Below are 19,671 nucleotides of genomic sequence, written 5' to 3' on the forward strand. Positions count from 1 at the left end.
TATGAAAACCCTATTTTTTATTGCCGCTTTGGCTGGTGCAGTCTATTTAATCATGCAAACGCCGGCGGGCAAGGCTTGGTTAGAAGAGAGCGAACCTGAGGTGAGCATTCAACAAACGGCCCAACAAGAAATCAAAAAAGTACAACAAGTCAGCATACAAGTGGCGCAATCGCTCGAAGACAAAATGACCGAATTCGCCCTGCGCTTTAATCAAAAACAACAAGTGCAAATCGATCAGCTAGAAAATCGCATTGCTGAGCTGGAGAATGAGCTAGTAATGGGGCGTATTGCAAAAAAACAGCCGCTACAAAGTGTGTCTAATAACAACGTGACTTTGCACCCATACCAACAGCCAGATGAAGACTATGCTGACCAGCCCTTATCTCAAAATTTTGCTGTAAACGCACCCAAACCAGATACATCAGTAGCAACCACAAATAACCAGTTGCAAAATAACCGACAAGCTAGATTACAAGACATTGCAGAAAAAATGGAAATGTCTTCGTTACAAGCTTTGGTTAACTAAGTCAGATGGTCTTTTTGCAAAACAAGAGTTGCTCAGCCAGTACTTTATTTTGTGGCTTGCTGACAATTATTTTTATGCTGTGGCTGACAACTGTGCTGATTCAATATGACGATAACCCAATTGAAAAACAGCAAAAAATTAGCGTCAAGCCACTACCCAAAGACATTATACTCGAACAGCTAACGCTGCCACCTGTGCCAACAGCCAAGCCACAAACCTCAAAAGTATCAGCAGTCTCAGAGCTTGTTCATCAATCACCTGAGACAGCACTTAAAAAAGTAAAACAAACACCACCATCCGAAAAACAACAAGTAGAACAAGTCTACAAACAATTAAGTGATCAAGGTGTAGATATTCAAATTGCCTGGCCGCAACAAGCCCATCAACAACAAGCGGCGCTAGACTTTATGTATAAATGTGCGGGTATGCAATTTGCGATGTTAAAGGGTAATAATATCACTAAGGTTAATCAGCTTAGATTAAGTGATTACAGTGACTGGATACGCGTCGCCCAAGGCAATTTGTCGCAAAAAGAACAACACTGGTTGAATGTATATGCCCTCACAGGCACCGCCATAAGGTTGTTTCCACGGGAGATTGATTTTCGCTTATCTCAACACTTAGCTAACGCCCTTAAGGGTTCTTCACTGGTTAATTTCAGAGCAAACTACCAAGTGACAAATCAAACACTACTTCTGAATAATATCCAGCTGAACAACCAAACTATAAAAGGCAGTTGGCCGCTTTATCAGGGCAAGTGTGATTAATAAATTCGATATTACATTTTGCTTGAGCAGATTTGTCAACACATTAACTTATTAACCTGAACTCGGGTTAATACGTGCCGCTTTCTCTAAAGTAATTCATATAAAAACAATAGGTTAGAATGTTACTATTTATTTAACAGCTTATTTAATGCATCCCGTGCTGATATTATTGTGTTTATCAGGGCGAGCTTGTGAAGGAATAGCCAGCTATTGAGAGCAAGTTCAACGAAGATAGGCGCAATAATACCGGTGCTGGACGGTATGGCTTATCGAGTTCAGGTTGATTAACACCAAGCGACTTTGTTACGTCAAGATATTGCTTAGATCAGCACTATTCCATCCACTTAGTGCACAGCCCAAATTAGTAGATTAAAGACCCTCTTATAACCAAAGCCATTGGAGTTGCAGCTAGGTGGCAAAGGAGCTCAGCCCCATGAGCTTAGATGTACTAAGTGAATGGGGTGAGTGAGAGCAGCCAACAACGCTGCAGCTTCAAGGAAGACGGGTATATAACCATCTTGAATTACCGCTTTGGGCGAAAAGTAGTGGCTAGTAAATAGATGAAAGCCAAAGACTAAAGCGACTCACCACCAAATAGAGCACTGAGTTCACGGAGAAAAGAAAATTGCGGATTAGCTGAAAAGATAAATATCTATCACTTCTGGTCAATAGATCCAAATAAAACCTGACGGGCGGGACTATATTGAGCGATCTATAGTCCTTCAACCTTAAAAAACAGATTGGTAGGGAAACTATTTTTAAAATTGACTACGGCCCCTCTAAATTTGGACTTCCCCCCAGTCTGATAGACCTTGATCCTGATCAAAATTTAGTGGTTCCGACCTGCTACATTAAAAAAGTAGCTTGTGCGAAACGGCCAAGCGAAACCCAGTAGAGGAGTAATTATTATGGCGAGTGGAAAAACTGATGAAGCGAAGGGTCGCGTGAAGGAAGCCGCAGGGGCTTTGACCGGCGACAAGAAGTTGAAGAACGAGGGAAAGGCCGACCAGGCCGCTGGTAGGATCAAGAAAGCCGCCAAGAAGGTTCAGAAGAAGGCGGAGGAGGTTATTGATGATGTGAAGGACGCGCTCAGCTGAGTCTAGAATACTACGAACTTCAGGGAACGACTGCTGCCATGCAGGGTAGCTCTGTGTGGTAGCTTTCTCAGAGCGTCGGTAACACTTGGCGATCTTGGGGAAACTGCATACTTTTAGATTACCAGCAGGAGCGCGATTATGGACTTAGCAGGACTGATAATCTTTATAGCAATAGGCGCACTGGCGGGTTGGCTCGGGAGTCTAATTATGAAGGGCGGTGGATTTGGTCTGCTCGGCAATATCGTAATAGGCGTATTGGGTGCAATTATCGGCGGGTTTCTTTTCGGAGTGCTGGGACTATCGGTGAACGGCCTCATCGGCTCTATTGTCACAGCAACAGTTGGAGCGGTGGTATTGTTGTTTGTTGTTGGGATTATCAAAAAGGCATAACAATACGCCCCTTGTTACTGACAAGTGCGGCTGTCGATGGGAGTATAGTTAAAACAAAATGTCATTTCTCATAAACTAAAAATAAATGATCCCTTATATTTTCCTTATTGACCTCTCTTTTATATCCTTAAGGGAGATAAAGCCCGCTATTTTTGGTCTATTAATCAAACGTTTTCACATAATTCAAATTTAAAACAAGCCTCACCGTCCGTTGAACGCTCGTACTGGCTATACAATCAACTTTGATGACGGGGGCTTACTGCCATAAGCGTCAGTTCACAAGCTACTGTTGCCAACGGCAGCAATTGGCACAAAGTGACAATTAACAAAAAGCCCTGATTGTCTCCCACCTCAGTAAAATTGTCCTAGCAACTGAAAGACTCAGTCAACGGTAAATAATTTGGCACGCACTGTGGCTCGGTATTCACGAGGCGACGTTGACAGCAGTTTCATAAACAAAGCAGTAAAATACCCGACATCCTGATATCCAATCTTGTCTGCTACTTCACTCACGTTCAGATTACTGGTTTGTAATAAATCCTTTGCGATTTCAATACGTATTCTCTGAAGATACTGCAGTGGGGATTGTGCTGTGGCATTTTTAAAACGACGATTAAAGGTACGCACACTCATATCAAAACGACTTGCCACCTCGCTCACTTTAATTTGTCGATGGTAATTATCCTGCAACCAAATTTGCGCCTGCACAATATCCTCATCGGGGTGCTGTTTTACACTACCTTCAAAAAAGCTGGTGTTCTCATATGAACGGCGAATTTCGTGAGAGAAATTTCGCTCAACAAAACTGGCTATCCCTTGACCATATAGTCGTTTAACAAAGTGCACAGTGAGATCGGCCATCGCATTCACACTAGCAGAGCAGTATAAATTTGTGGCCTGAGTAATAAAATATTGACGCTGCAGTTTTACCCTCGGATAGTCTCTTTGAAACTGATCAAAATAATGCCAGTGAGTGGTGGCGGGTTTATCGTTTAACAAACCCGCCTCGGCTAAGAAACAAGTTCCCGTGCCTACTGCGGAAATCATTGCGCCATTTTCATAGGCCTTACGTAACCATTCTAAAAGTTCTGGATGTTTTTTCACTATAGGTCGAGGGTTTCGCCACAGTGCTGGCAGGTAGATAATATCGCTGTTGCCCGCCTCTTCCAGTTCGGTATCGGGGAACAATGAAAAGCCGATGCTGGTTTTTATTGGTCGTTTGTTTATCGCTGTTGTTTGAATGAGTACAGCCTCAACATGGCTGCCACCTTTAGCACGAGCAGCACTCTCGGCGGCCCGTAACATTTCAAAAGGCAAGGTGGTGCTAGTAGCCAGCATATTGTCGCAGAGTAAAAAGGTAATTTTATGCACAAGTCGATTTCGTAGTTTTTGTGTATCTTCCACAACAATACCCAAGGCATGGCTAAAACACCATTAATTATGGCTAATACAACCCTGCCGGATATCCAACTAAGGCATTACACTGCTGTCCACATAAGCTTTTGCAAACTTTTGGTATTTTACCTATGTCTTCTTTACCCGTTATCGTTGGATTTGGAGGTTTTAATGCCGCTGGTCGTAGTTCATTTCATCACGCTTACAAACGTATGGTGATAGAGAGTTTACCTGCCGGTGAACGCCAAGTAACCCTACTTGGGTTGGCTACAATGATGAAACTAGTGCGTTTTGAAAACGACAGTTATATCGATATAAACGAGCAGTCTTTCACTGCACAGGAAGTGGTTACACACTTTTCTGAGCAAATATTGCGTTCCACCCTTATTCGTAAAATTGAAAAGAGTCACTTTGATGTTGATGCCGTGCATTGGCAGAAAAACATCACTATGCGTTCGTCTGATAAACAAGGTATTTGTTTTGAATTACCCCGTAAACAACTGCCTAATCCGTTGCCCGCTAACTGGCAGATCAGTGATCTTGATAAAGAAAACGTTAGCATTGAAATTATTGGCGATGTTGAATTCAAAACCGACAGTTACCTTGAATGCCCAGTAAAGGTCGCCGGACAATTACCCAGCGGATTTAACCCAGCAGATCACTACAATGCTCGATTTCATCCCCGCGCCCTACAAATGGCCATTATGGGTGCATCAGACGCTATTCGTTCATTAGGCATTGAGTGGAAAACCGTAGTCGATGCCGTCAAGCCTGATGAAATAGGGGTATACGCCAGTAATGCCATGTCGCAACTTGATGAAAACGGCTTTGGTGGCATGCTGCAGTCCCGCCTAAAGGGTGGCCGAGTCAGTACCAAGCAGTGTCCCTTAGGTCTCAATACTATGCCCGCTGATTTTGTGAATGCCTATGTACTAGGCAGCGTAGGCCACACGAGTGCCATTGTGGGAGCCTGTGCCAGTTTCCTCTATAATCTAAGAGCCGCCATTGAAGATATCAATAATGGCAAACGTCGGGTGGCAGTGGTAGGCAATGCCGAAGCGCCAATATTGCCAGAAATCATTGATGGTTATGGCACCATGGGCGCATTGGCCAGCGAAGAAAATTTAAAACGTTTAGATAAAACTGACACCGTTGACCATCGCCGAGCCAGTCGTCCATTTGGAGAAAACTGTGGTTTTACCATCGCAGAATCAACTCAATATGTGGTGTTAATGGACGATGCTTTAGCCTTAGAACTAGGGGCTGACATTCATGGCGCAGTCAGCGATGTTTTTATTAATGCTGATGGTTACAAAAAATCCATATCGGCCCCCGGCCCTGGTAACTACATCACCATGGCTAAAGCCGTTTCTGCCGCTCGCGCGATTGTAGGTGACGAGTCGGTTCGCGAGCGTTCATTTATTCAAGCCCATGGTTCAAGTACCCCTGCCAACCGCGTCACTGAGTCACGCATCTTTCATGAAGTAGCCAAAATATTTGATATTCAAAATTGGCCCGTCACTGCGGCAAAAGCGTATTTGGGTCATCCTTTGTCCCCCGCCAGTGCCGAACAACTGATGGTGAGTCTGGGTGTGTTTAAGCACGGATTAATTCCTGGCATTAAAACCATCGATAAAGTAGCAGACGATGTATTTGATGAACGACTCAATATTTCAACTACAGATATTGATAAAGGCGCGGGGAATGTTGACATCGCGTTTCTAAATTCCAAAGGATTTGGCGGCAACAATGCAACAGCCACGGTATTGTCACCACAGGTTGTCAATACAATGTTAGCCAAGCGATACAGCAATGAAGAAATGACGGCTTATGAGTCCCGTCGTGAGCAAGTTCGCAAAAAAGCTAACGCCTATGACATCGCAGCCACTCAAGGTAACTTTGATACTATTTATCATTTTGGTCAGGATCTTATCGACGAAAACGCCATCCAAATGACCGATAAAGAAATACGTATTCCCGGATTCGCCAACCCTATCGACTTAAGAATGAAAAATCGTTTTAAAGATATGATGTAGCGGTTTGAAGAAAAATATTGGCAAAACAGTACCATATTTAAACTTTAGTAAAAGTGGCCATGGTGTATACGATGAAGCAGGAAGAGATGTCTTGTATCATGACGTACTTGAATTTTTAGACAACAATATAGATGAATAAAAATCGGTTCATTTAAACACCTTAACAAGCTATCAGGCCAAATCTGACTCTGATAGCTTATTAATGACTGTTATCTGGTATCGCTAATTTACGGCCAACAATAAACGAATCAATAATCGCAATGCCCCAACAACCTAATAAAAAAAGGGTGGCAATATTTTTGGGGTCACCGGGACTACCGTTAAGTTGTGAGGATACTTCAGCCATAAGACTATTTATATCTAAGGGGATGTCGCCACTTAATATTCTGTCACTAATGTCATTAGCAACCTTGACTGCAAATGTGATTAAGACATACAAACAACCCGCAGAAAACAAAGCAAATACAGCCCCTCTTAGTTTACTTTTTAAATAAAAATGACCACAACCAGGAAAAATTAAGGCAGATATCAGGGCTGCTTTTGTTGCCTTATGCATGTGTAACCTTTGTGTTATATCCCATCATAGTTTGTTAAACGGTCCGTTTACCGTGGAATGTATCTAAACGTGAAGTGTTGACAAGTTAAACCTCTGATAGTTGCCTCACATTATTAACTTTAGCCCACAGTGAGTAGAGCAATAGTGGAAGGCAAAAAAACGCTAACTAGCGTCTTACTATTTTTGTGCTTGTAAAACTCACCAAAGCAGACGCTTAGTTGTCGCCGTGCAAAGACTCGTAAATTGCTTGAATTTCTTCAGCTCGCATAAACAATTTGTTTTCTTCATAGCGGGCACTGGGCAGTTCGCAAAGCTCAGTTAATTTCGCTAGGGCTTTGTCTTGTACTTGATCTGCTTCAACCGCTTCGTCCAACATGCCAATTACAGCTGCTTCTGCAGGAGAGTATCCCTGAGACTGAATAATTGCCCGTGTGTGATGCAAAGGGTCAATGTGGGTTTTAGCTAAGATTCTCAAGGTTGCATTAAAAGGCATATCAATGGCGGTTTCAGGTAGCTTGAGGACGAATTCGCCCGATGCACCTATTCGGTAATCAGCTACGAGTAAAAGAAATACCCCCATTCCTATGGCATGGCCTTCACACGCAACAACCACAGGGTGTGGGTGTGAGTAAATTTTTTCTAGTAAAAGCATACCCGCAGAGACCATCTTATGGGCTGCTTCTGGACCTGTCGCCATAACTTTTAGGTCGAACCCTGCAGAGAATATGCCTACATGGCCTGCAATTAACACACCTTTGCTTTCAGTTTTTGCGCGGTCTAGGTTGGCCATAAATTCTTGGGCAAGGTCGAAAGACACGGCGTTTGCTTTACCGTTGTCTAGTGATATTTTGGCGATACCGCCCTCAAGTAGTTCATATTTCATGATGTTGCAATTTCCTCAGCTCGGTTTCAAATTTTGCTCAACGCGAATTCTACCTGCTTTTTAGTCCAAAAGGGCCCTCAAAATACTTTCTAATTCTTCTAAATTAACTCGATATTGTTACTTACACCTGTAATTATTACATTAATTTACACATTGTGTATTTTATGGTAATAATTACACCTATTCTTATTTGGGCTAACCCTATGCTTAGAAAACGTCAAATCACCCCTAAGACTATCATTCTTGATGTGCTGCGATTAACTCGTGGTGGTTATTGCCAATCGGCCAAATTGATAGCAGTCGGCGAGTTATTTGATTTTAAAGCCAGCACCATGCGGGTGGCGTTAACGCGTCTTTTGACCGCTCGAAAAATTGAGGCGAACGGCAGCAGTGGCTATCGCATGAGTTCAAATACTGATCTACTCAGCGACTATATTGAGCAGTGGAGACTGGGGGATTTACGCCGCGGTGCTTGGCAAAAAGACGACTGGTTAATGGTACTGTTGCCGAGTAACCCTGACCGCGCGATCCGCACATTGAGCCAAACGACTTTGCAGTTCTTCGGTTTTCGTAAGGCTAGAAACAAAGTATGGGTTCGCCCGAATAATCTGCTCCCTACATTGAATGAATTACGTGCCTTGTATCAGTTGGTTGGCCTTGAGCAAGAAGCTTTATTATTCAAAGCGGCTGATATTCCATACACCGAGCAGTTTATTTGGGAAAGTACCTTATGGAACACCGAAAACTTGCAATTCACTTATGAGCAGCAGCTAGTCAAACTGACGAAAAGCACAGCGCGACTCAATAATCTTAAGATTAAGGACGCGCTACGTGAAAGCTTTATGATTGGCGGGGAAACCATTAATTTACTGGTTAAGGATCCTTTACTGCCGGATGAAATGTTCTGTACACCCAAGCGTGAAGAATTACGCCACGCAATGTGCGACTACGATACCTGTGGTCACAAAATTTGGACTCAATTTATGGGTGAGTCCACCCTATTTAACGTTCACAACACTAGGATAAGTCGATGAAAGCACATGACATACTTACCAGACAAGAAATAGTCCAATTGATGAGCAAGAGTAACCTGCGTGCCACTTTGTTGGTACTTAGCTGCTGGGCATGGGTCTTAGCTGCCATGGTGTTTGTAGCGGTTTGGCCGAACTTTGTCACCATAATCATCGCCCTGTTAATTATTGGCGGTCGGCAACTTAGTTTTGCCATTTTAATGCATGATTGCGGGCATAACAGTCTTTTTAAATCAACTCAACTCAATCAGTTTATCGGTACCTGGTTGGCCGCAGCTCCCATATTCTCCGATATGCAAACCTACTCACGTCAGCACACCACTCACCACAAAGACGTTGGTACTGATAAAGATCCGGATCTAGGCAACTACGCTGCTTATCCTATCAGTAAGGCGTCGTTACTGCGTAAAGTGTTGCGGGATCTTGGTGGCTTAACCGCACTAAAGTTTTGGGTTTATATACTGAAAACCCGGCATCCATCACAACAGAGCATGGTCACAAATAGTGCCTTATTCAGAGGCTTAGCTGTCAATCTGGGATTATTTTTATGCTGCTATGTTCTGAATGTAGCTTGGTTATATCTGATTTGGTTACTGGCTTATAATACTACCTACTTTCTATTTCTACGCATCCGTCATGTGGGTGAACATGCCGTTGTACCGGATCCTAATAGTCGAAATATGTTTGAAAATACCCGTACCACACTTTCAAGTTGGTGGGAGAGATTATTGGTCTGTCCGGTATATGTTAACTATCATATTGAACATCATTTATTACCCTCAGTGCCACCCTACAATTTGAAACAGATGCACAGTTGGCTGGTAGCCAAAGAGGCTTATAAGAACACGCCTTTGCCCTCGGGTTATATCACGATGCTCCGTGGCGTTTTAAATTAACCTCAATGAGTACAAAAGAAAGGAAAACCACACAGCAATAAATAGCCGTTTATTTCGAATACAAAATTAACGTCACTGGCCTTTGAGCATTAGTCCAAAGACATAGGGTTTTAATGTCTGTAGCCTAGTACGTATTAGCGTTTAAGTATTAAGATGGAAAAACATGCAGAACAACTCGGATAGAAAGGTCATCAGAGAGATTGTTGCGTATATAAAAAATCAGGAAAGCACCTTACGTGTCAACCACCCTTTTTTAGCGCAACAAAATGCCTTAGGTTTGGGGCTGCTATTATTATCGGTATCTGGCTTTATTACTGCAGGTTGTTTGTATTTTTATGCTGTTATTCCTCCATGGAGTTGTATTATTATTGCCGCGTTAAGCGCATCTATTGCTCACGAAATAGAACACGATTTAATTCATCAGCAATACTTTAAATCAAATACTGTCGTGTATCATTTTATGATGTTTATGGTTTGGATTATTAGGCCAAATACTGTCAATCCTTGGTACCGTAAAGACATGCATCTAAACCATCACAAAACCTCAGGTACACCGCAAGATATTGAAGAACGTTTAGTGGGAAACGGTATTAAAAGCCATACATTAAGACTCTTGGTGGTGTGTGATGGATTACTCGGGTTAATAATACGCTCCAAGCAATTTTCTCGTGAGATTAAAGGTTATCGTTTTTTTAATATATTGAATGCCAGCCTTCCTCTAGTCACCGTTTACTATCTTATTATTTACAGTTTTTTACTTTTCCATAGTGTTAATTTTATTGCTGATCACTCACCCATTGTGTTGAATTACCCTGCTTGGCTAATGACGCTGATGCCATGGATTAATTTTGCAATGGTGGTATGGGTAGCCCCTAATTTTTTACGTTCAGCATGTTTAAATTTCATCACATCGTCAATGCATTATTACGGTGGTAACTATAATTTATTACAGCAAACTCAGGTATTAAATCATTGGGCCTTTATGCCATTCCAGTGGTTTTGCTTTAATTTTGGCAACACACATACCATTCACCATTTTGTGCCTAATCAGCCTTTTTATATTCGCCAGATAATCAGCAAGCAGGTCAATGCATTATTGAAAAACAAAGGCGTGAAATTTAATGACTTGGCCAGTATTCTTACGGCAAATCAATATAGAAAGTATGGGGGATCCCATTAAAAGTACTTAACCTGAACTCTGGTTAAGATGTACCGTTTTCCTTAAAATAACGGCAATAATAACCTAAAAGGCGATTGTTTTGGATCCAAAAAATGAACAAATAAAAATCAACTTTAATGAATTTATGCAGCTTCATGTTAAAGGTATCAGGAACACTGGCATTGTCTTGGTTGTGCTCGGTGCGCTAGCTCTTATCGTACCGATGGCCGCTGCCCTTGCCATTGAACTAATACTCGGCTGGCTACTATTACTTGCGGGTATCACTCAGGTAATACATGCCTTACGTAGCAAAGGTTCCCAGCGATTTTGGTGGGAAGCAGGCATTGGAATATTGTATTGTTTGGTGGCATATTCTTTGTTAATGAATCCCATGCAAGGACTGATAACACTGACTTTACTGCTGACTATTTTATTTATTGCAGAAGGCATATTTAAAATTATATTAGCATGGCAACTTAGACCTGCATCAACCTGGCCTTGGTTACTTGTAAGTGGTTTGTTGTCTTGTGCACTAGGAATGATCATATTGTCTAATATTTCAGGCAATGCCAAGTGGGTGCTCGGCATCATGGTGGGGATTAATTTTGTGTTTGCCGGATGGGCATTGATTAAACAAGCAAGCCACTTCAACAAACAATAACCTTGGCTTTCAGCGCATATCGACTCCTTTTTATAAAGAAATATTGACATCAGTTTCGCCAAATATTTAAGATAAAGGTCACCGAACCTTTATCTTAAATATAGGTCTATGTACTACTATGCATATACGGCATAATAAACAAGCGTTACCTTGGGTAATGAATCCACGATTTTAAAGGAAAAATAATGAGTAAACACAAAAAACCGTTAGCGAAAGCGAGCATGAGTGAAGCAGATCTAGGCCGTGGTAAAATTAAAGATAATTTTTTAGCCGCCTTAGTGACTTCGAAGCTTTATAAGATGCAGATCGTAAAAGCCAAAAAAGGCAAAGGTTCGTTCCAGCGTAAAGCTAAAAATATAAGACAAGAGTCTTATTTAATAGCGGCTTAAACTATAGCTTATAGCCACTATTAAATAAGACTCTTTTTTTATCACCACAATTATCCGTATCTAAGCGGTTAAAATAGCAATTAACAGCCAAAAAACAGCAGTAATTAGCCGTTTACAGGGATCGCAATATTACCCTCCTCCCCCCCTCCACAATATTGTAATTCAACTTGTTAAGGAATTTGAGATCTGGATAGCTAGAATTACAATGGGATTGTTTGTATGAATAATACACTTACCCAGACTTTTTTTTAAAAAAAACAGTGTAATGATGAGGAAACAGGGAATGGATGAGCTTTCAATTAAATTGGAATTAAATTTCATTTAACCTCATCAAATTGTAATAACTTAAATAAAAACATATTAATGATTCAATTTTAGCCTTAGCATTCTTCAATGCGGAATTTCACTTTGCAATAGCAAGTTAACAACAAAGGTATTTATGAAGAGTAAAGAAAAGGTTATTGAACAAACAAACGACCACGGCCCAAAATTTATTAAAATGCTGGGTGGGCAGCTAGTAGATTTCGATATGGACAAAACAGCTTGTACCTTTGAATTCAATCTCAGTAAAGACTTCTGCCATTCAATTGATATTGTTCAAGGTGGGTTTGTTACGGCCATGCTTGATTCAGCCATGAGTCATGCTATTTTTATCTGCGATCCAGAAATTTTGAATGTCTCATCTCTTGAAATCAAAACCTCTTACCTTGCAGCTACTCGGGCTGGAAAGCTCCGTGTTGAAGGCTGGGTAATAAAACAAAGCTACAAAACAGCGTTTATGGAAGGTCACCTGTATAACGAAGCTAATGAGCTAACCGCTACCGCAAGCTCAGTCGCTAAATTAATACGCGCGCCTAAGCAATAAACACTTAACACCCATAAAAACATCTTAAGTGGGCATGGTTAGTAAAGATTAAGCAAACAGAGAATGAGGCGAAGTATCGGTTTCAGAACAAAGGTAAATACCCTGAAATGGGTTTTAACCGTCGTCATATAAATAAGGTCTAAGACCTATGTACCAATAACGTTGACGTGGTTTAATCAATTCGGGCTGTCTGGTTAAGAGATAATCCTTAAAACTAGATTGTGTAGTGAATGTTTGATTTTCCTATTTTGGAAATATTTTGAGTAATTTGAGAAGTAGTTTGTTTATGGTGATGGCGATGGCTGCTTTTTCACTAGAAGATATGTTTATAAAAGCCACGGCTGATGTTGTCCCTGTAGGTGAAATTCTAATGTTGTTTGGCTTTGGGGGAACACTTGCCTTTATTGCCATGACGCTGAGTCGTGGGCAAGCTATTTTTCACCCAAAAATACTGTCTCAGCCTGTTTTACTACGAATTGTCTTTGAAGTCATTGGACGTTTGTTTTATACCTTAGCGATTGTTTTCACCCCCTTATCTAGTGCCTCTGCGATTTTGCAAGCCACACCATTAGTTGTTGTTATGGGAGCGGCCTTGTTTTTGGGTGAGCGTGTTGGTTGGCAGCGATGGTGCGCCATATCAATGGGTTTTATGGGGGTTTTAGTGATTATCAGACCCGGCCTTGAAAGTTTTGAAATATCATCATTATTGGCGATTATTGGCATGCTTGGCTTTGCTGGGCGAGACTTAGCAACACGTGCGGCGTCCCCGGTTTTATCTCATTTACAACTGAGTATTTATGGTTTTTTTATATTAATCCCAACAGGCTTATTTATGTTGATTTTTAATATTGGCCCCGATAACAACGGCTTACTTAATCAAGACTTTATTTGGCCAGATATGATGTCAAATCTTCAAATCTTGGCAGCAACAACCTTTGGGGTCATGGCTTATTACTGGTTAACCATTGCGATGCGCAATGGTGATGTGTCCGTTGTTGCGCCATTTAGGTACACGCGGATAGTATTCGCACTCATTCTAGGGGCAACTATTTTTGGTGAAAGGCCTGATAACGTCACTTTATTAGGCATAGTGATCATAGTCGCAAGTGGCCTATATACTTTACTTCGTAATAAGCGAGCTAGCGCAAAATGTTAGGCATGACTATCTGGGTCACCCATTTTGATTTTGGGTGAATTGTGATGAGTGCCTTTGAAAATATCTTAAACCAATTTGCGGTTTCGTTAGCTACAAACATTCACAGCACCCTTTTGATTCCGAAGCACTGGCCAAGTAAAGCCCACTGCTCATTGCTTAGTTTAGTGACAGGGTTTAACCTCACTGGGCGCAGACTCCATAAAATTCTATTCATCCTTAGGTAATCGTCATGCTAAAACCGTTTTATACATCTCTACTTGTTAGCTCTCTTTTATTGGCTATTGGTTTAGGTGTGGCAGTGCCAAGTTATGCAACTGTCTCCATTATTCATGGCAAGACCATTATACCCGCCGGTAACGCCACATCTGATAAAGACTTAACCATCAGAAATGAAAAATTGGCATTTTCCTTAGCTGTAGGATCAGCTCCTCCTTGGGGTGTAGCCCGTGGTTGTATTGTTGATATTGCCAATGTAACAGCGGATGGCTCGTTAAGTAATGACCGTGTGGCCTTTGCTGATTTTATTCCGAATAACTGGTCAAGCTGGCCGACTACCTATCAAACTGTGGATATTATTAAAGACAGCCAAGATGAAGCAATAGTTAAAGTGACCCGTGATTTTGGCAAGGTAGTGATCAGTACCCTTTATAGCCTAGCATCAGGCTCTGACCGTATTCATGTTAAAACCACTATGACCAACGAAGGTGAAGCATTGGTGGATATGTTATCCGGTTATACGTTGTGGCCGGATGCTGGATTTAAGTTTGCCGTGCCAGGTTATGCTGGCAAAGATCAGGCGGTGATCCATAATCCTATATCAGACCGTTTTGTCGGCTATGACGCTGATTGGGCCATTGCATTGCACGCACCCTATATGACAGAGCTGAAAAGTAAATCCCGGGATTTATATACCAAGCATACTCTGAAAAAATCAGAAACCATGTCATTTGAAGGTGACTATCAAGTGTTAGCCAGTGGCGACATTTCGCCGGTAGTTCGTGCTGAAATTGAGCGTAAAAATCTGCAGTCGGGAACGTTGACCGGAAGCGTTAAAACGCAACAGGATAAGTTTGTAAATCAGCCCGCGGTAGTGGTGCTTAAAGAGGGTGTGCCCTACATTTGGGTAATAGGTGAAAATGGCCAGTATCACCTTGACTTACCGGTGGGAGATTATCAAGTTTATGCGGCGGGTAAAGGTTATTCCGACAGTACAAAGCATGACATCAGCATCCAACATAATGTGTCGCAAACGCTTTCATTTGGTGATCTTATGGCTCCGGGTGAAGTCAATATTCAAGTAACAGACGCACAAACCACATCTGCATTAGACGCTAAAATTCAAATCGAAAAGGGCAATACACCCCTGATTGAATTTTTTGGCGCAACAACATTCTTCACTGAATTAGTCCCCGTTGGTCATGCTAAATTCACTTTGGCCCCTGGCGATTATCAGCTTAAAATTTCAGCTGGGGGTGGCTTTGTAGCGAAACCCGTATTGATTGACGCCAGCATTATCCCCAATAAAACAACCAGCTTGGTCAGCGCAATCCCTGTGAGTACCTATCCAACACAACAGGGCTGGTATGCCGGCGACTTACACCATCATGCCGATGTGCTGGAAGGCTCTACATCAGCGGAGTATCTGGTACGTTCACAGCTGGCAGCAGGTCTGAATGTGACCTTTGTGAGTGATCATGACTCAACCAAAAACCATGAGGCGATTAAAAAACTATCAGATAAGCGTGGTGTGCCCTTTATTCCATCCATAGAAATCTCGCCGTCCTGGGGGCATTTTAATGTGTTCCCAGTTGAAATTGGGGCGCAGCTTGCGGTAGACCCAGGCGTAGATGATATCCATAGCATTATTCAAGATGCCCGTCGAATAGGTGCAACGGTTGTCGCCTCTAACCATCCCTATATTCCTTACGGTTATTTGAGTAGTCTTGAGAAAAACACGGCACCTGGCGGATTTGATCCAAGCATTGATCTGATTGAGATAAATTCAGAAGTGGATTATATGCAGGCAGTTGAGAAAGCACGCCAGCTATGGTCTGAAGGTTTGCCTTATTACTACACGGCAGGTTCCGATACCCACGATGTCTGGAATGAAACAAGCGGACATAACCGTATGTTTGTCTATACAGCGAGTAAACCAAACGCGAAAGCCTTTGCTCAGGCAATGAAAAATGGCCGCTCGTATGCCTCTTTCGGTCCTGTGATTTATCCGAAAAATGTGATGTTTGGCGACACCTTAAAGCTGGCTGCAAATCAATCCCAATCCATCCGTTTTGACCTGCTATCAGTCAATGGGCTGAAGTCAGTGCAGTTAATCGGCAATGATGGGGTCATCAGTGAGCAGACCTTATCGGGCGACAAAGTATCGGTAGCATTTGAGGTACCGCAAACATCAGGGTGGGTAAGTCTAGTTGTTGAAGATACCAAGACGCACAAAGCCTTCTCAAATCCAATATGGCTTAAAATGGTCGATAAAAATATTTTCTAAGCATTGAGTCACATCAATCTCGTGAAGGTAAAACACTTAAGCTGATTGATTAATAACAAATACTGTATATAATTACAGTTATTATAGTCTTGTAACGGAGGTATCAAATGTCTAGCATCCTCATTTCAGAACCAACTCATCTTACTCTTGATCAGATTTACAACGCCATTTTAGCCAAAGAACGTGATTATGCGACTCAGCTTTATGCCCAATTAAAAGGCATTACTTTGGCCAGCGCTGGGCAAGCTATGTCTGTGATTTATCGGGTGTTCCATCTTGGATATGAAGATTGTCTACACAATGTCAGTATCGATGATATGCCTGGGTTTGAGAATAATGTACATCTAGATGTATGGCGAGCGGGGTTTGGGTATGCCCTTAAATTGCCCACATTCAAGGAAAACAGTGAATCCGAACACAAAACAACCTGTTGATAATGTGGGTAGTGTTAGTGCTCTCTGATTTTAAAATGATCCTGATAAATTGACATTGCCACCCTATTTACCTTTAAGTGATTCTCAATGAATTCTTTAGCATTTTAGTGGGGGTATTTAATTAATGTAGGCATTTTATGGTAATCGCCACACCTAAATGTCAGACGCTCCCTCATTGTGCAGTGTCGTTTTTACTGCACACTTGAAGCGCAACAAAAATCTCCCTCGATAATATAACACTCCTCAGAAAATGCTGTGACTTTCGATAAATTTTAAAAAAACTACATATGTATCAACTAATTAACTAAGATCTCTAAATCTTGTCCAAATGGTCAATTAATTGGCATCCTTCCTGCAATTTCTTGATTAGTGATTAGCCATTAAATAAATACAGCCAGTCACAATGGCAAAGACCCGTCACACCCATTTTTTAATTCATCCAGGAAGTGCACTATGAGCAAAACCACCTTTAAATTGAAATCTCTCGCGATTGCCGTTGCGGTGTCTAATCTGGCAGCGCTATCAGCAAATGCTCAAGAGCGAGCTATTGAGAAAATCGTAGTGACGGCTGAAAAGCGCGGTGAAAGCTTGCAGGATTTATCACAGGCGGTCACCGCACTTACTGCCAAGGATCTCGATAAGAAATATATATCCTCTTTTGTCGACTTAAGTGCCATCGCCCCCGGTGTGACTGTGGCAAAAAATGAAGGCTTTAAAACCATTATCTCGATCCGTGGCGTGGGCAATGAAGCCAATCAAAATGCGACAGCCAATCCATCGGTCTCTTACCATATGGACGGGATCTATATTGCCTCTCCTTATGCACTACAAACCGATTTTATTGATATTGAGCGCATAGAAATTTTGCGTGGTCCCCAAGGTACCTTGTTCGGACAAAACTCCACCGGTGGTGCCATCAATGTGATTAGTGCAAAACCCAACTTTGCAGAATTTTCCGGTAAAGCTGATGTAAGCCTAGGCACTGACAATTTAGTCAAAGTGCGTGGCACCGTTAATGTGCCTATTAGTGATGACCTAGCCATGCGTACCTCCTTCAGCCGGGCAACACAAGATGGATACACTCAAAACGTGTACAACGGTCCTAATGTTCTTAACCCAAGCGAAACATTTGTCGGCGAAGACATGGATAACATCGATAATTTATCCATGCGCACAGACTGGCTATGGAATGCGAGCGATACATTAAGTCTTCGATTCTTGGCCCAGTATTTTAGTGGAGAGTCTAACGGAGCAGGTATCAAGGGTATTGACGACCCCACCCCCGGTGCACGAAATTTGTCACAGGATACCGATTCTTCATATGAGTTAGAGTCACAAGTGTACGGATTAATAGCAGAATGGGATGCAGGTTTTGCGGTCATAAAGTCGCTAAGCAGCTATCAAAAAGACGACATTACTGTTGTACGTGATAATGACCGCCACTCCTTCGATACCAACCCAGAGATCCAAATCAGTGTGTTTAATCCTGAAATTAATATCCAAACTACGTTTACCCAGGAGCTGAATGTTATTTCTAAGGAGCCACTGTTTGGCAAGTTGGACTGGATTGTTGGCGCATTTTATCTTGATACCGATATCGAAATCACTATTCGCGAAGAGCTAGATGTGGGTCGCGATGGTGTACTTGATGGTTATGTTCCCTCGTTTCCGGCAGTATTTGGCGGCGACCGAGGCTTTATTTCTGACTCGAACCCGCAGCGCGAATCTTTATCGTTTTACGGTCAAACAACCTATCCGCTATCAGAATCTGTGCGTTTGATTACAGGGCTTCGCTATACTAAAGATGAAGTGGAAAGTACGGTTTCTAACTTTTTCGGCCCCTCTGCATTTATCAACCCCAAAACAGAAGATCTTACCGGCAGAATAGCAATGGAGTGGGATGCCGGCGATGACACCATGACTTATGCTTCATACACCCGTGGTTTAAAACCAGGAGGTAGCAACTTGACCTTTTCAGAGGGTGATGCTGCACTAGTTCGTGCGTCTTTCGAAGACGAAACTATCGACGCTTATGAGCTAGGACTTAAGACAGAATTTATGGACAGTAGAGTGCGAACCAACGTCGCGGCTTTTTATTATGATTACACCAACTTACAATTTCAGGCTTCTGACTTTAACGAGTTTGGTAGTGGTGTATCGAATATCCCTGAATCTGAAATTTATGGTGTGGAGTTAGAAATGACCGCGCTCATTGGTGACAGATTTAGCCTAGATGTGAAACTAGCGAGTATGCAGTCTGAAGTATCTGCAGATTATTTAGCCTTGGACAACCGTCTGCTCATTGAAGACGTATTCCTTGCCGACGGCTTAACACCTGCCAAAGAAGAAATTCATGGTGCCAGTCGAGACGTAGCCCGATTCCTACAAAATTTGAGTGGAAATGAATTGGCGAAAACGCCTGGTTTAACGGCTGATATTAGTTTGGGCTTCGAAGATCAAATGAAAGACGGCGCGTATATCGGTGCTAGTTTACAGTATACCTACCGTGGTGAGTTTGAGCAGCGGGTATTTAATAACGCAGAAGTGGATACAGTTGACTCATATGACTTGATTAACCTGACAGTGTCTTATGACAATCCTGACGAAGTATGGGGCGTGGATTTAATAGCCTACAACATGTTGGACGAGGATGGCGTTAATTCGGCTATGACTGATGTATTTGGTGTTAACGAAACCGGTTTTCAATATGTGGCTCCCCGTCAGTTAATGGCTCGCTTTAGATACAGTTTCTAGAGCGCATTAACATTACATTAATATCAAAACGTTATGCCCAGTTTTTTGCTGGGATTTTAACGATATATTGACGTTAAAAGTTATAACTTACGCATTGTAATCACAGTAGTGAACAAACATTGACCTGAGTGATAACAAATCTTGGGACGGGACATTTTTAAAACCTGTCCCAT

18 protein-coding genes are annotated in these 19,671 nt (G+C 42.0%); 15 read left to right on the plus strand and 3 right to left on the minus strand.

The window, feature by feature from the left end:
* Position 1: 1 nt before the first annotated feature.
* From CXF95_RS19995 to CXF95_RS20010, 4 genes are all read left to right on the plus strand, one after another.
* The gene (locus tag CXF95_RS19995) at positions 2–526 is read left to right on the plus strand and encodes a DUF2730 domain-containing protein (RefSeq protein WP_101200347.1); all 525 of its coding nucleotides are present in this window, start codon (positions 2–4) and stop codon (positions 524–526) included.
* Between the two features lie 92 nt (positions 527–618).
* On the plus strand, positions 619–1,293 hold the full coding sequence (locus CXF95_RS20000) for a hypothetical protein (protein ID WP_232787952.1): 675 nt from the start codon (positions 619–621) through the stop codon (positions 1,291–1,293).
* A gap of 908 nt (positions 1,294–2,201) precedes the next feature.
* On the plus strand, positions 2,202–2,390 hold the full coding sequence (locus CXF95_RS20005; protein ID WP_101200349.1) for a CsbD family protein: 189 nt from the start codon (positions 2,202–2,204) through the stop codon (positions 2,388–2,390).
* A gap of 138 nt (positions 2,391–2,528) precedes the next feature.
* Positions 2,529–2,780 carry a GlsB/YeaQ/YmgE family stress response membrane protein gene (locus CXF95_RS20010; protein ID WP_101200350.1) on the plus strand — a complete coding sequence of 84 codons (252 nt, stop codon included), beginning with the start codon at positions 2,529–2,531 and terminating at the stop codon, positions 2,778–2,780.
* A gap of 381 nt (positions 2,781–3,161) precedes the next feature.
* Here CXF95_RS20010 and CXF95_RS20015 read toward each other — a convergent pair whose 3' ends face one another.
* A complete protein-coding gene (locus CXF95_RS20015) occupies positions 3,162–4,184 on the minus strand; it encodes a GlxA family transcriptional regulator (RefSeq protein ID WP_232787953.1) in 1,023 nt (340 codons plus the stop codon).
* 122 nt (positions 4,185–4,306) lie between these two features.
* On the opposite strand from CXF95_RS20015, the gene CXF95_RS20020 reads away from it, so the two are divergent.
* The gene (locus CXF95_RS20020) at positions 4,307–6,211 is read left to right on the plus strand and encodes a beta-ketoacyl synthase (protein ID WP_101200351.1); all 1,905 of its coding nucleotides are present in this window, start codon (positions 4,307–4,309) and stop codon (positions 6,209–6,211) included.
* 199 nt (positions 6,212–6,410) lie between these two features.
* Here CXF95_RS20020 and CXF95_RS20025 read toward each other — a convergent pair whose 3' ends face one another.
* Both CXF95_RS20025 and CXF95_RS20030 read right to left on the minus strand, forming a co-directional pair.
* Positions 6,411–6,767 (minus strand): hypothetical protein, encoded by a 357-nt coding sequence (locus tag CXF95_RS20025; protein WP_101200352.1) that lies wholly within the window; start codon positions 6,765–6,767, stop codon positions 6,411–6,413.
* Between the two features lie 214 nt (positions 6,768–6,981).
* On the minus strand, positions 6,982–7,650 hold the full coding sequence (locus tag CXF95_RS20030) for a crotonase/enoyl-CoA hydratase family protein (protein ID WP_101200353.1): 669 nt from the start codon (positions 7,648–7,650) through the stop codon (positions 6,982–6,984).
* A 203-nt stretch (positions 7,651–7,853) separates the two neighbouring features.
* Between CXF95_RS20030 and CXF95_RS20035 the strand changes: the two genes are divergently transcribed.
* From CXF95_RS20035 to CXF95_RS20080, 10 genes are all read left to right on the plus strand, one after another.
* Entirely contained in the window at positions 7,854–8,684 is an 831-nt protein-coding gene (locus CXF95_RS20035; protein ID WP_101200354.1) for a transcriptional regulator, read from the plus strand.
* Complete coding sequence (locus tag CXF95_RS20040) at positions 8,681–9,577, plus strand: fatty acid desaturase family protein (RefSeq protein WP_101200355.1); 897 nt, start codon at positions 8,681–8,683, stop codon at positions 9,575–9,577. The genes CXF95_RS20035 and CXF95_RS20040 overlap by 4 nt, the downstream gene beginning before the upstream one ends.
* Positions 9,578–9,740: 163 nt before the next feature.
* Positions 9,741–10,757: a fatty acid desaturase gene (locus CXF95_RS20045; RefSeq protein WP_101200356.1), complete on the plus strand. Its 1,017-nt coding sequence runs from the start codon at positions 9,741–9,743 to the stop codon at positions 10,755–10,757.
* Between the two features lie 79 nt (positions 10,758–10,836).
* Positions 10,837–11,397 carry an HdeD family acid-resistance protein gene (locus CXF95_RS20050; protein ID WP_101200357.1) on the plus strand — a complete coding sequence of 187 codons (561 nt, stop codon included), beginning with the start codon at positions 10,837–10,839 and terminating at the stop codon, positions 11,395–11,397.
* A 185-nt stretch (positions 11,398–11,582) separates the two neighbouring features.
* Positions 11,583–11,786: an alternative ribosome-rescue factor A gene (locus CXF95_RS20055; RefSeq protein WP_101200358.1), complete on the plus strand. Its 204-nt coding sequence runs from the start codon at positions 11,583–11,585 to the stop codon at positions 11,784–11,786.
* Positions 11,787–12,225: 439 nt separating this feature from the next.
* Positions 12,226–12,651, plus strand: coding sequence for a PaaI family thioesterase (locus tag CXF95_RS20060; RefSeq protein ID WP_101200359.1), 426 nt, complete (start codon positions 12,226–12,228; stop codon positions 12,649–12,651).
* Positions 12,652–12,937: 286 nt separating this feature from the next.
* The gene (locus CXF95_RS20065; protein ID WP_369809334.1) at positions 12,938–13,807 is read left to right on the plus strand and encodes a DMT family transporter; all 870 of its coding nucleotides are present in this window, start codon (positions 12,938–12,940) and stop codon (positions 13,805–13,807) included.
* 229 nt (positions 13,808–14,036) lie between these two features.
* Complete coding sequence (locus CXF95_RS20070; RefSeq protein WP_101200361.1) at positions 14,037–16,310, plus strand: CehA/McbA family metallohydrolase; 2,274 nt, start codon at positions 14,037–14,039, stop codon at positions 16,308–16,310.
* 107 nt (positions 16,311–16,417) lie between these two features.
* Complete coding sequence (locus CXF95_RS20075) at positions 16,418–16,744, plus strand: hypothetical protein (RefSeq protein ID WP_101200362.1); 327 nt, start codon at positions 16,418–16,420, stop codon at positions 16,742–16,744.
* 453 nt (positions 16,745–17,197) lie between these two features.
* Positions 17,198–19,498: a TonB-dependent receptor gene (locus CXF95_RS20080; protein WP_101200363.1), complete on the plus strand. Its 2,301-nt coding sequence runs from the start codon at positions 17,198–17,200 to the stop codon at positions 19,496–19,498.
* The last annotated feature ends 173 nt before the right edge of the window (positions 19,499–19,671 follow it).

Source organism: Paraglaciecola sp. MB-3u-78, from assembly GCF_002835935.1.
Classification (GTDB): domain Bacteria; phylum Pseudomonadota; class Gammaproteobacteria; order Enterobacterales; family Alteromonadaceae; genus Paraglaciecola.

Bases quoted from the DNA above. Each gene is read 5' to 3' on its own strand.
- CXF95_RS19995 (WP_101200347.1), top strand. From the start codon at position 2: ATGAAAACCCTATTTTTTATTGCCGCTTTGGCTGGTGCAGTCTATTTA.
- CXF95_RS20005 (WP_101200349.1), top strand. From the start codon at position 2,202: ATGGCGAGTGGAAAAACTGATGAAGCGAAGGGTCGCGTGAAGGAAGCC.
- CXF95_RS20010 (WP_101200350.1), top strand. From the start codon at position 2,529: ATGGACTTAGCAGGACTGATAATCTTTATAGCAATAGGCGCACTGGCG.
- CXF95_RS20020 (WP_101200351.1), top strand. From the start codon at position 4,307: ATGTCTTCTTTACCCGTTATCGTTGGATTTGGAGGTTTTAATGCCGCT.
- CXF95_RS20025 (WP_101200352.1), bottom strand. From the start codon at position 6,767: ATGCATAAGGCAACAAAAGCAGCCCTGATATCTGCCTTAATTTTTCCT.
- CXF95_RS20030 (WP_101200353.1), bottom strand. From the start codon at position 7,650: ATGAAATATGAACTACTTGAGGGCGGTATCGCCAAAATATCACTAGAC.
- CXF95_RS20035 (WP_101200354.1), top strand. From the start codon at position 7,854: ATGCTTAGAAAACGTCAAATCACCCCTAAGACTATCATTCTTGATGTG.
- CXF95_RS20040 (WP_101200355.1), top strand. From the start codon at position 8,681: ATGAAAGCACATGACATACTTACCAGACAAGAAATAGTCCAATTGATG.
- CXF95_RS20045 (WP_101200356.1), top strand. From the start codon at position 9,741: ATGCAGAACAACTCGGATAGAAAGGTCATCAGAGAGATTGTTGCGTAT.
- CXF95_RS20055 (WP_101200358.1), top strand. From the start codon at position 11,583: ATGAGTAAACACAAAAAACCGTTAGCGAAAGCGAGCATGAGTGAAGCA.
- CXF95_RS20060 (WP_101200359.1), top strand. From the start codon at position 12,226: ATGAAGAGTAAAGAAAAGGTTATTGAACAAACAAACGACCACGGCCCA.
- CXF95_RS20065 (WP_369809334.1), top strand. From the start codon at position 12,938: ATGGTGATGGCGATGGCTGCTTTTTCACTAGAAGATATGTTTATAAAA.
- CXF95_RS20070 (WP_101200361.1), top strand. From the start codon at position 14,037: ATGCTAAAACCGTTTTATACATCTCTACTTGTTAGCTCTCTTTTATTG.
- CXF95_RS20075 (WP_101200362.1), top strand. From the start codon at position 16,418: ATGTCTAGCATCCTCATTTCAGAACCAACTCATCTTACTCTTGATCAG.
- CXF95_RS20080 (WP_101200363.1), top strand. From the start codon at position 17,198: ATGAGCAAAACCACCTTTAAATTGAAATCTCTCGCGATTGCCGTTGCG.